Below are 11086 nucleotides of genomic sequence, written 5' to 3'. Positions count from 1 at the left end.
GTTTGGCCGCGTTGAGCAGCGCGGCGGCGCGCGAGATGCCCGCCGGGTCGGGCGCGGGGGGCGGCGCGGGCTGGCCCGGCTGCGGCGGATTGTCGAACACGGCCTGATCCACCGGGGCCATCTGGACGTTCTTGGGAATGTCCACCAGCACCGGACCGGGACGACCCGACGCGGCGATGCGGAAGGCGGCGGGAATAACCTCGGCCAGTTCCTCCACCGAGCGCACCAGAAAGTTGTGCTTGGTCACGGGAATGGACATGCCGTAGATGTCCACCTCCTGAAAGGCATCCGAACCGACAAGGCTCAGCGGCACCTGCCCGGTGATGCACACCACGGGCACGGAATCGAGCTTGGCATCGGCTATGGCCGTAAGGGTGTTGGTGGCACCGGGGCCGGAGGTGGCGAAGAACACGGCGGGCCGCCCGGTGACGCGGGCCATGCCCTGGGCCATGAAGCCCGCGCCCTGCTCGTGCCGGGCCAGCACGTGGCGGATGGAACCGGCACGGCCAAGAGCGTCGTACAGGGGCAGGTTGGCCCCGCCGGGAATGCCCGCGATGACGTCGATGCCCTGCCGCTCCAGCAGGCGGATGACCAGGTCCGCGCCGTTGGGCTGGCGCTTTCGGGGGGTTGGCGCGGCGCCGGATGCGGTGCCGGGTGCGGTACGGGACGGGGTGTGGGCTGGCATGTGCGCTCCTTCTGGTATCCGGGCGGAGCCGGGAGAGGGTGCGCCATTTCCGTCGCGTCGCGGAAAAACGACAACCCCCGCCGGCTCGCGCCGACGGGGGTTGGACTGTTCTCTGCTGCTGAGACCTGCCCCGGCTACGGCGCGACGCGACGTACTACGCGTACGACGACCGCTACGAATACCGGGGCCAGTAGGCCGGTGGCGTTCGGGAGTGCGGTGGCTGCGGTGCGACGCATGGGGCTATCGTCCTTGCGTTGGAGATGCGAAGAAAACCTAGAAGACCATGGGTACCGAACTGTATGCCGCAGTCGGCACAACAGGTCAAGCGGACAAATATAGATTGACTACACGACCAGGATATGGCGAAGCAGCCTCCATGCGCGTGCATGGCCCTGCCGGCGCGCGGCAACAACGGGTATCGCCGCCCCACGCCACAAGCCCGCCCCTTGCCACCACGCACGGTTCCCGCCCGCACGGCTTGACGCCGGTGACGAAACAGGCTAGTCAACCGTCCGCCGCACGCGACGGGGGGTTCGTGCCCGCGCGGCCGTGCGGCACTAGCCACGCAAAGTTCCGCCCTTGTAGCTCAGTCGGTAGAGTGCGTCCTTGGTAAGGACGAGGTCAGCAGTTCAATCCTGCTCAAGGGCTCCATTTCGGGCCGTCGGGAAACCGGCGGCCCGGCTTCGTTTCGGCCCCATTCCGCACCCTGTCTGCGCATCCTCCCGCTCCCGCCCCCGCTCCCGCCCCGGACCAGCGCGCGTCATCCGCACCGCTTCCTGCCTCAATCAACCGCCACGGGCTGTTAGCCTTCGGGTATGATAACCTGCACCCGCCGTGCCTTCGATGCAGGCCGCACCATTGCCCGCACGGGCCACACGTCATACCATGTACCTATACGGTGGTCCTCGCGCGTCCCCATCCTCTCCACTTTCCCCCGGCCCGCTCCCCCCCCCATCCGGGCCGCAACGCCTGCCGACCCGCACCTTTCCCTCCTCCGCCAGCCGTCACCGCCCCGGCATTAGAGCCAGCAGCACGGACAAGATCGGCACGCCGCCACGCGCGCAAGAGCGCCGCATTTCGCGGCCCTGGGCCCAACCACGGAGGGAGACGTCATGAAAGATCCCATCGATGACCGCAGGGAACATTACCGCATCAATCTGGCTGCCGACGAATACGACTACCCGTGCCGCATCCGCTACGGCGAGCACGAGTACAAGGCGCGGCTGCTGGACGTGAGCACCGGGGGCGCGCGCCTGCTGGTGTACGGCGGCGGCGCGGACCTGGGTGGCGCGGGCAGGGGCATGTACCTGCATGCCACCATGAACGAGCCGGGACACCTGCAAAACATTCCCTACCACACCCGCTGGTACCGGGGGAACGAAATGGGCGTGGAGTTCGAACCGCCCCTGAACGCGGATCGCGAGGAACTGCGGCGTTCCATGGCCAACTGCCGCTGAGGGTGTACCGGCAACGCCACCCCCGGCGGCCACGCGGCGAAAGAGCGCGACGGCGGCCCTCCTGCCGGAGCGCGCACGCACATCACGGAGCCGCCACGCGCAACGGCCCTGCCGCTCCCCCTGGGAACGGCAGGGCCGTAAATCCTTGACGTGGCCTTGGCCGTGGCCTGTACAGATATCTCCACAGACAGGCCGTCACGCCCGGAAACGGGGTGGGCGCCCCGTCCGCTGACGGGCTTTGCCCGACAGCGCGAAGCCGCCGGGGCTACAACCCCCACTTCTCCACGGTTACCGGGGTATAGGCACGCATGGCGGACACCAGTTGGGCCGGGTCCGCGTGGGCCATGACCATGGCCTTGTGCCCCTGGGGCAGAAAGCGCTCCTCGATCATATGGTCGATCATGCCGAAGAAAGGCCCGTAAAAGCCGCCCACGTCCAGCAGGCCGATGGGCCGCGCGGGCGGATAGAGCTGCCCTTCCACCCATATCTCGAACAGTTCCTCAAGCGTGCCGATGCCGCCGGGCATGGCCACGAAGCCCTCGGCCAGCTGGGCCATGCGGGCCTTGCGGTTGCGCATGTCGGGTACCACGTCGTGGCTGGTCAGCCCTTCATGCAGTTGCCCGCGCTCTACCAGCTTTTCCGTGATCACGCCGTGCACCTCGCCCCCGGCGCGCAGGGCCGCGTCGGCCACCACGCCCATGAGGCCCTTGGTGGTGCCGCCGTAAACCAGGCGGATGGACTGTGCCGCCAACGTCTGCCCAAGGGCCACGGCGGCCTTCAGATAACCGTCGCCCCTACCGAAATTTGAGCCGCAATACACTGCTATGCTGCGCATGGCGAATGCCCTCGTTTGTGGCGTTGTCGCGGCGATGCCGTGATGATCGATGCAGTGACGTTCCCGCCAGGCGGCGCACCCGCGCCCGCCCACAAGGGCGGTTACCTACTCTTCTGCGCCGCCGGGTGCAAGGGCAGAGCGGACTGTTGCGCAGGAACGCTTTCCTCCCACTCAACGCAGCAGGGGGTACGATCCGCCTGAAAGCGGGGCCGCGCCAGCACCCGAAAGCAACACGGGACCGGATGTGACATCCGGCCCCGCACATGTTCTTCGTGCCAAGGCAGAAACAAGCGTGATCCCACGCGCTGGCGCGACGGGATTTTCGTTCTTCGGCTATGCTGAAGGCTCAAAGCTGCAAACCAGGATTTTTTTCCGCTGGCAAGGAAAACGAGGCCGCCATGAGGGAATATACTCTTGGGTATTTGACCGAAATGGCGGCCGAAGTTTGACGCGGCCAGCGGGGAAAAGGGCGGTTTGCAGTCAGCCCCCTAGCCGCAGCAGCTGCTGGAACTCCCGCACCCGCTGCAACCACCGCCACCGCCGCCAAGCTGCACCTCGGAGGTCACGGCAAAGCCCATGGAGCCAAGATCGATGTTGATGTCGCCGGACTGTTCCAGCAGCGCGCCGTTGACGCAGAAGGTGTAGCCGCCGGGCTCGAACACCTTGTCTTCTTCGCCGGGCTCGTCCAGGGCCAGGGCCAGGCGGGGGCCGCTGCAGCCGCCAGGGGCCAGGTAGACACGAATGGGGCTGCGCTCCTTGTCGGAGAAATAGGCATCAAGTTCCGTGCGGGCACGGTCGGTAAGCGTGATCATAAATTCCACTAACTCCTTGGTGTTGCTATAGATAAAAACGATACCATTAATTATAGACATCAATTTTCACGCTGGCAAGACGCGCCACCGGGACCGGGCCGGGCGGGAACGATTTTGGCGCGCAAGAACCAGCAAATACGAGTAATGCTATTGCCTGCCCCGCCGCGCTGCGCTACGAATCCGGAAAATGTACCCTCACTCGGCCCCGCTCGGCGCGCTGGCCGGGCATCCGGGTCAACGACATCGCGGGCAACCGCCCCACGGAGCAGCGATGGACTCCCCCGCCGTCAACTTCACCATCCCCACGTTCAATCGCCTGGAACTGACGAAGCGCTGCATCTTTTCCCTGAAACGGCATGTGCACGTTCCGTCACGGCTCACGGTGGTGGACAACTGCTCCACGGACGGCACGCGCGAATTCCTGATGAAGCTGCACGAACATGGCGTCATCGACCATCTGTACCTGCTGCGCAAGAACATGGGGGTATCCTGCGCGTCCAACTTCGGGTTCGATGTGTGCCCGACGCCGCTGTACATGAAGCTGGACAACGACATCGAGGTGACCGATCCCCGGTGGATTCTCGACATCCTCGACCTGTGGTCGGCGGATCCGGAGGTGGCCTTTCTGGGCCCACGGCTGGGCACCCCGCAAGCGGCGCTGTACGAGGTCACCCTGCACAGCGGGCGGACGGTCACCGCCACCCGGCGCAGCCTGACCGGTTCGGCCACGGCCATCTCGCGCGACGTGTTCAACGTCCTCGGCTACTGGAACGAGGATTACGGGCTGTACGGCGAAGAAGACGCCGACTACTCGCACCGGGCCAAGCTGGCCCGCTTCCTGCTGGTCTGCTACCCCTCGGACGGCCGGATACTGGACCTCGGCACGCCGCCCTGCAGCCCGGCAGACTACAACAGCTACAAACGCGCCCAGCGCCGCAAGAACCTCGTGCCGCGCACGGGCATCAACAAGTTTGCGCTGTACTGTTACCTGTACGAACACGGCATTCTGGAACTGTACTGCCCCCGCCGGTACCTGCCCGCCATCCACGGTTACGACGTGGAATTTTCCATCAATCCCGATTTCATGCTGCGCAAGAAGGTGGTCACCGCCTGCGCGCGAGCCATCGACGCCCTGCCCGATGCCATGTTCGCCAGCGCCTTGGGCAGCGGCGACTTTGTAGCGTCACTGACGGCCACGGCGGCGGAAGTGCGCCAACGCCACCTGCCTCTGGCCGCAGGCCAGGCCTAATTCCCAGACACGGGCCAGACTGACAGGGCTTGGCCTGTCCCCCTGGCCTGCCGCAACTGGCTGCAACTTCCCCTATTCCACCGCCCCCCGGCGCTCCGCCGCCACCTCGGCATGGCGGAAGCAGCTGGTCAGGTGATCGTTGACCAGCCCCGTGGCCTGCAAATGGGCGTAGATGACCGTGGACCCCACGAACTTGAAGCCCAGTCGCTTCAGCTCCTTCGACACCGTGTCCGACAGCGGCGTTGTGGCGGGCACCTGCGCCAGTTCGCGCCACTGGTTGCACACCGGGCGGCCATCCACAAAGTTCCAGATGAACGCATCGAAGCTGCCGTGGCGGGCCTGCACGTCCAGAAACAGCCGGGCGTTGTGCACGGCGGCCTCCACCTTCAGGCGGTTGCGCACGATGGCGGCATCGCCCAGCAGTCGTTCCACGTCGGCCTGGGTGTACCGGGCCACCACGGCGGGGTCGAAATCGGCGAACAGGCGGCGGTAGCCTTCGCGCTTGCGCAGGATGGTCAGCCACGAAAGACCGGCCTGCGCCGCCTCCAGCACCAGGAATTCGAAGTGGATGCGGTCGTCGCGCACGGGCACGCCCCACTCGGTGTCGTGGTAGGCGATCTCCTCGGGCGCGCGCGCCCACGGGCAGCGGGTAACCCCGGCTTGTACTTCCGGCACGGTCCCGCTCATCGGGTCATCTCCAGCATCAGCTCCAGGTAGGTCGGGTTGCCGTGGGTCAGCACGTACTGCGGCGCCGGGGTGCGGAACCATACCCGGCCCGGCCCGCCGCCCGTGGCCGGCTCGAACAGGGTGGCCTCGACCACGTAGTTGCGGCGTTGGTCGATGCGCGAGGCGTCGAAGTCGATGCGGTACGGCGCGGGCACCCGCACCGGCGCGGGCAGTTCCACGCGGGCCAGTTCCACCCCTTCCCCGCCATCGGTCACGTCCAGCAGGCGCACCTCGCCCTGCACCGAAAGCGGCAGCAGGATGCGCTGGCGAAAGGTTACCGTGCCCGTCACCATGGCCAGCGCGCCGGGCCGGTACAGTTGCAGCTTCTGGCTGCACCCGGCCAGCAGCGCCGCCAGCACCAGCAGCGCCACCAGCGCCGAAAACCTGCGTGCGGCGGACCGATTGCGCCGGATCATGGTCTTGCCGTCGTCGTTCATGCATCCTCCCCGATGGCTGTTGAATGTTCCATTCCACCACTCCCCTGCCATACCCGCGCGGCCAAGGCCAGCATTGTGCGTTGTACCGGCCCCTTTCCCATTGACTTTGGCACGCCGAATCCTTACTGCTGCATCCGTCGCGAATCCCATCCACTCCGTTCCGCCGGGCACCCCCGGGCGGCAGCACGCGGCCACACCCCGCCCGGCATCGCCGGTCACCCCCCCCATGCATACCCCCGCACCGCTTCGCCTTTTTCCCGCCCCCGGCCTGCCGGGCCGTTCCCATACGCACGCCGCACCGCCGGGCCGTTTCACCACGCACATCGCGCCGCCGGGTCACATCCCCGGCTAACCGCCTGTTCCACATATTTCCGGGCATCTTGCCCGCCCCCGCGAATACGCCTAGAATGCGCGGCGCGGTGTACCTTCCGCTCAACCCCCAGGAGACCACCATGTATCGCAATACCAAGAACGTTCCCTTCTACATCCTCGGCAAGGGTTCCTTCGCCCAACTGGGCGATCTTGTGGACGCGCGCCGCGCCGCCGTGGCCGGTCCCGCCGTGTTCTTCGTGGACCACTTCTTCCGGGGGCACGAACTGGAAGGCCGCCTGCCCAAGAAGGACGGCGACCTTGTGCTGTTCGTGGACACCACCAACGAACCCACCACCGAGCAGATCGACGACTTTGCCGCCGCCGTGCGCGCCCATGACAACCGCCTGCCCTGCACCGTCGTGGCCATTGGCGGCGGCGCCACCCTGGACGTGGGCAAGGCCGTGGCCAACATGCTCACCAACCCCGGCCAGGCCGCGGACTACCAGGGCTGGGATCTCGTCAAGAACCCCGCCCCGCACAAGATCGGCGTGCCCACCCTGTCCGGCACCGGCGCAGAATGCTCGCGCACCTGCGTGCTGCTGAACGCCAAGCGCGGCATCAAGCTGGGCATGAACAGCGACATCACCATGTACGACCAGCTGCTGCTGGACCCGGAACTGACCCGCACCGTGCCGCGCGACCAGTACTTCTACACCGGCATGGACACCTACATGCACTGCATCGAATCGCTGCGGGGCAGCTACCGCAACGTCATCGTCGATGCCCTGGCCCAGAAGGCCGTGGACATGTGCGAGGAAATCTTTCTCTCCGACGACATGATGGCCGAGGAAAACCTGGAAAAGATGATGATCGCCTCGTACCTCGGCGGCATGAGCGCCGGTAACGTGGGCGTCATCCACCCCATTTCCGCCGGTCTCTCCGTGGTGCTGCACACCCACCACGGCATCGCCAACTGCTACGCCCTCAGCGTGCTGGGCGAATTCTACCCCGAAGACTACCCCAAGTACGCCCGGATGATCGAACGCCAGGGCGTCAACCTGCCCAAGGGCCTGTGCGCCAACCTTTCCGATGACCAGATGAAGGCCCTGGTGGCCTCGTCCGTGGTGCACGAAAAGCCGCTCACCAACGCCCTCGGCCCCGACTTCCGCAAGATCCTCACCGACGAGAAGGTCATCTCGCTGTTCAAGGCCATGTAGGGCCGCCTTTCCGGATTCTGAAAGAAAAGCATAACCGGGGGAAGGGACCCTTTGGCGCTCTGCGGTCCTCATCCGTAATGCTCGAAGACTCGCATAACGGCTGAGGCAAAGGGGTCTCCTTCCCCCGGCCCCCCATCCCCCCAAACTTTCTAATTGGGGTAGATGGGCGAATGGGGACAAGCCGCCCCGAAAATGGCGTACACCACGCGCGAGGCGATGCGGCACCCACCACGCCCACCCGTCTCCTGATCGATATCCGTTCCGGATCGCACGCAGTGCGAGCCGGAACGGCATAAGGGGTCAAGGGACGGTAGCCGTTATGTGAGCGCGTAGCGCGAACATTACGGATAGCGATCGCAAGGCGTCACGGACCCCTTGCGGGGCGTGGGGCGGAGCCCCACACACTCTTGATGCTGCGTTGCAGGAGCATGGACAGATGGATATCAAGGTGAATTTCAGCGGCCGCGCCCTCTACTATACGGAGGACGAGATTGCCGTGGTGGCCGAGGCCATGCGCACTGCCGAGACCCTGACCCAGGGCCGGTACATGCAGGAATTCCAGCGCAAGTTCGCGGAGTACCTGGGCGTGGAGCACTGCTTTGCGGTGATGAACGGGGTATCGGCGCTGGAGTTGTCGGCGCAGTTGTGCCGGTTCAAGCCGGGCGACGAGGTGGTCATTCCCTCGCACACGTTCACGGCGTCGGCGTATCCGTTCCTGAAGAAGGGCGCGAAGCCGGTGTGGGCGGACATAGACCTGAAGACCCGCGTGGTGACGGCGGAAAGCATCGAAAAGGTGCTCACCCCGCGCACCAGGGCCATCGTGGTGGTGCATCTGTACGGCTACGTGGCGGACATGCCTGCCATCATGGAACTGGCGCGTTCGCGCGGCATCCTGGTGGTGGAAGACACGGCCCAGTCCATCGGCGCGGACGTGGACGGCAAGATGTCCGGCAGCTTCGGCGACTTCGCCATCTATTCCTTCCACTCGCACAAGAACCTGACCACGCTGGGCGAGGGCGGCATGCTGGTGGTGCAGGACCCGGAACTGGCCAAACTGGTGCCCGCGCTGCGCCACAACGGGCACTGCGGCTTCGACTACGAGCGGCCCGACTACTGGGTGCCTGCCATGGGCAACGTGGACATGCCCATGATCGACGGCGAGATGCTGTGGCCCAACAACTACTGCATCGGCGAGATCGAGTGCGCGCTGGGCATCAAGCAGTTGGAGCGCATCGACCGCATCAACGCGGAAAAGCGCGAGCGCGCCGTGCGCTTCATCGACGCGCTGGCCGACTATCCGGAGCTGGAGTTCCACCGGGTGGACACCACCCGGCACAACTACCACCTGCTGGCCGCGCGCATGACCAACGGCAACCGCGATGCGTTCATCCGCACCATGTTCAACGACAAGGGCGTGAAGTGCGTGGTGCAGTACTACCCGCTGAACCGCTACCCGTTCTATCAGCGCCTGGGCTACGGCGCGGCGGACTGCCCCAACGCCGACACGTTCTTTGACAACATGATCTCCTTCCCCTTCCAGCACTGGCTGACCGGGGCGGAATTCGACTACATGCTCGCCGCCACCAAAGACGTGCTCGACGGGCTGCGCAAGGGTTAGCGGCACCATGACCGCCCCCCGGCGCTGCATCGTCATACCCGCCATCAAGAAGAATGCGGTCATCCCCGACCAGCTGGTAAAACGGCTGGCCGGGGTGACCCTGATCCAGCGCGCCATCGACACGGCCCGGTCCGTGGCCGAGGCGGCGGACATCGTGGTGGTCACCGACAGCCAGGAAATAGCCCTGGTCTGCGAACGCAACGGCGTACGCCACCACTACAACGCCAGCCTGCGCTTCACTTCGCTGGACATCGTGCGCGAACTGCGCGGCGTGCTGGAAGAACTGGCCGCCACCTATCCGTACCTGGTCATCTACCGCGCCAGCTGCCCGCTGCTGACCGGCCACGACATCGACGACGCCTTCGACCGCTTCCGGAGCGAGGGCGCGGACGTGCTGGTGACGGTGAAAAGCATCCGCCAGCGGGTATGGGAAAAGCGCGACGGCAGCCTGGACGCCATCCTGGCGGATGAAGGCCCGGACGACAGGACGGAAGGCGATTCCGACGCAGACGCAGGCAGCACGCCCGGCGGGTCTGGCGGTCACGCCTCCCCCAGCCGCGAAGTCTACGTGGAAAGCAAGGCGCTGGTCATGCTGCGCGCATCCGCCCTGGCCCCCGGCGCCACCCCGCGCGTGATGCCCTATTTCCTCAACGACCGGGCCATCGAGATCAACAGCTACCAGGACTGGTGGCTGTGCGAAAAGCTGCTGGAACGGCGGCACATCGTGTTCGTGGTGGCCGGGTATCCTGCCATCGGCATGGGGCACGTGTTCCGCGCCCTGATGCTGGCCCACGAGATTTCCGACCACAAGATCACCTTCCTGTGCACCCGCGACAGCGAACTGGCGGTGAAGAACATCGCCGCGCGCGACTACCGCACCTACATCCAGCAGACGGACGATCTTGCCTCCGGGCTTGCACCCGGGCTCGCACATGACGTGCTGCGCCTTGCGCCGGACCTGGTGGTCAACGACATCCTGGACACCGACGCGGAGTACATGCTGCGCCTGAAGGCCGCCGGGGTACGCACCGTGAACTTCGAGGACGAAGGCCCCGGCGCTGCCCATGCAGACCTTGTGGTCAACGCCCTGTACGAGGAAAAGCACGAAGACCCGCGCCTGCTCTACGGCCACCGCTATTTCTGCCTGCGCGACGAATTCATCGCCGGCGAACGCAACCCGTTCCGTCCGCAACCGCAGCGGGTGCTGGTCACCTTTGGCGGCACCGACCATTCCGACTTCACCCGGCGTACCCTGGACGTCATAGAGCCGCTGTGCCGCGAGCGGGGCATCGCCATCAGCATCGTGGCCGGGCCGGGCTACGCCCACCGCGAGGCCATGCAGGCGCATGTGGAGGCCCTGAATTCGCCGCTGGTGGAATTCACCCACGCCACCAACGTCATGTCGCGCAAGATGGAAGGGGCGGACATCGCCATCTGTTCCGCCGGGCGCACCGTGTACGAACTGGCGCACATGCGCGTGCCCGCCATCGTCATGGCCCACCACGAGCGCGAGGCTCGGCACACCTTTGCCCGCGCCCGCAACGGCTTCGCCTACCTCGGCGTGATGCATCCCTTCCGCGAAGGGGCGTTGCGCCGGGCCTTCACCCGCATGCTGGACGAAGGCTTTCGCCGCACCCTGCACCAACGCATGCAGCGGCTGGACTTCACCCGCAACAAGGCCGGGGTGGTGGCGCGCATCGGCGCCCTGCTGGCCCCCGCGCAGGGCGGCACCGCGCCG

The 11086-nt window shown here is 66.0% G+C and carries 10 protein-coding genes and 1 tRNA gene; 6 read left to right on the top strand and 5 right to left on the bottom strand.

Annotated elements, in window-relative coordinates; genetic code table 11:
- On the bottom strand, positions 1 to 685 hold a 685-nt coding region (locus tag FVW27_RS00055; protein ID WP_243838110.1), incomplete at its 3' end, for a thiamine pyrophosphate-binding protein.
- Positions 686 to 1260: 575 nt separating this feature from the next.
- Between FVW27_RS00055 and FVW27_RS00050 the strand changes: the two genes are divergently transcribed.
- Both FVW27_RS00050 and FVW27_RS00045 read left to right on the top strand, forming a co-directional pair.
- Positions 1261 to 1336, top strand: a tRNA-Thr gene (locus tag FVW27_RS00050).
- 461 nt (positions 1337 to 1797) lie between these two features.
- Positions 1798 to 2142, top strand: a complete 345-nt coding sequence (locus tag FVW27_RS00045) for a PilZ domain-containing protein (RefSeq protein ID WP_167121741.1) — start codon at positions 1798 to 1800, stop codon at positions 2140 to 2142.
- A gap of 265 nt (positions 2143 to 2407) precedes the next feature.
- On the opposite strand, the gene FVW27_RS00040 is transcribed toward FVW27_RS00045, so the two are convergent.
- Both FVW27_RS00040 and FVW27_RS00035 read right to left on the bottom strand, forming a co-directional pair.
- Positions 2408 to 2977 carry an LOG family protein gene (locus FVW27_RS00040; protein WP_167121740.1) on the bottom strand — a complete coding sequence of 190 codons (570 nt, stop codon included), beginning with the start codon at positions 2975 to 2977 and terminating at the stop codon, positions 2408 to 2410.
- Positions 2978 to 3465: 488 nt separating this feature from the next.
- Positions 3466 to 3789: an IscA/HesB family protein gene (locus FVW27_RS00035; protein WP_167121739.1), complete on the bottom strand. Its 324-nt coding sequence runs from the start codon at positions 3787 to 3789 to the stop codon at positions 3466 to 3468.
- Between the two features lie 271 nt (positions 3790 to 4060).
- Between FVW27_RS00035 and FVW27_RS00030 the strand changes: the two genes are divergently transcribed.
- The gene (locus tag FVW27_RS00030; RefSeq protein WP_243838109.1) at positions 4061 to 5038 is read left to right on the top strand and encodes a glycosyltransferase; all 978 of its coding nucleotides are present in this window, start codon (positions 4061 to 4063) and stop codon (positions 5036 to 5038) included.
- A 72-nt stretch (positions 5039 to 5110) separates the two neighbouring features.
- Here FVW27_RS00030 and FVW27_RS00025 read toward each other — a convergent pair whose 3' ends face one another.
- Positions 5111 to 5725: a DNA-3-methyladenine glycosylase I gene (locus tag FVW27_RS00025; RefSeq protein ID WP_167121737.1), complete on the bottom strand. Its 615-nt coding sequence runs from the start codon at positions 5723 to 5725 to the stop codon at positions 5111 to 5113.
- Complete coding sequence (locus FVW27_RS00020) at positions 5722 to 6201, bottom strand: YbaY family lipoprotein (RefSeq protein ID WP_167121736.1); 480 nt, start codon at positions 6199 to 6201, stop codon at positions 5722 to 5724. The genes FVW27_RS00025 and FVW27_RS00020 overlap by 4 nt, the downstream gene beginning before the upstream one ends.
- 452 nt (positions 6202 to 6653) lie before the next feature.
- Between FVW27_RS00020 and FVW27_RS00015 the strand changes: the two genes are divergently transcribed.
- The 3 genes from FVW27_RS00015 to FVW27_RS00005 form a co-directional block, all read left to right on the top strand.
- On the top strand, positions 6654 to 7730 hold the full coding sequence (locus tag FVW27_RS00015; RefSeq protein WP_167121735.1) for an iron-containing alcohol dehydrogenase family protein: 1077 nt from the start codon (positions 6654 to 6656) through the stop codon (positions 7728 to 7730).
- 436 nt (positions 7731 to 8166) lie between these two features.
- Positions 8167 to 9348: a DegT/DnrJ/EryC1/StrS family aminotransferase gene (locus FVW27_RS00010; protein ID WP_167121734.1), complete on the top strand. Its 1182-nt coding sequence runs from the start codon at positions 8167 to 8169 to the stop codon at positions 9346 to 9348.
- A 7-nt stretch (positions 9349 to 9355) separates the two neighbouring features.
- Positions 9356 to 11086, top strand: a 1731-nt coding sequence (locus FVW27_RS00005; protein WP_167121733.1) for a cytidylyltransferase domain-containing protein, incomplete at its 3' end; no start/stop codon positions are given.

This window comes from Nitratidesulfovibrio liaohensis, assembly GCF_011682075.1.
Taxonomy (GTDB): domain Bacteria; phylum Desulfobacterota; class Desulfovibrionia; order Desulfovibrionales; family Desulfovibrionaceae; genus Cupidesulfovibrio; species Cupidesulfovibrio liaohensis.
Note: the sequence above shows the minus strand (reverse complement) of the source record. Positions and strands in the feature narration are given on the sequence as shown.

What these genes read in the sequence shown, in the direction of transcription:
- FVW27_RS00045 (WP_167121741.1), top strand. Translation starts at nt 1,798, where the DNA reads ATGAAAGATCCCATCGATGACCGCAGGGAACATTACCGCATCAATCTG.
- FVW27_RS00010 (WP_167121734.1), top strand. Translation starts at nt 8,167, where the DNA reads ATGGATATCAAGGTGAATTTCAGCGGCCGCGCCCTCTACTATACGGAG.
- FVW27_RS00040 (WP_167121740.1), bottom strand. Translation starts at nt 2,977, where the DNA reads ATGCGCAGCATAGCAGTGTATTGCGGCTCAAATTTCGGTAGGGGCGAC.
- FVW27_RS00020 (WP_167121736.1), bottom strand. Translation starts at nt 6,201, where the DNA reads ATGAACGACGACGGCAAGACCATGATCCGGCGCAATCGGTCCGCCGCA.
- FVW27_RS00030 (WP_243838109.1), top strand. Translation starts at nt 4,061, where the DNA reads ATGGACTCCCCCGCCGTCAACTTCACCATCCCCACGTTCAATCGCCTG.
- FVW27_RS00035 (WP_167121739.1), bottom strand. Translation starts at nt 3,789, where the DNA reads ATGATCACGCTTACCGACCGTGCCCGCACGGAACTTGATGCCTATTTC.
- FVW27_RS00015 (WP_167121735.1), top strand. Translation starts at nt 6,654, where the DNA reads ATGTATCGCAATACCAAGAACGTTCCCTTCTACATCCTCGGCAAGGGT.
- FVW27_RS00025 (WP_167121737.1), bottom strand. Translation starts at nt 5,725, where the DNA reads ATGAGCGGGACCGTGCCGGAAGTACAAGCCGGGGTTACCCGCTGCCCG.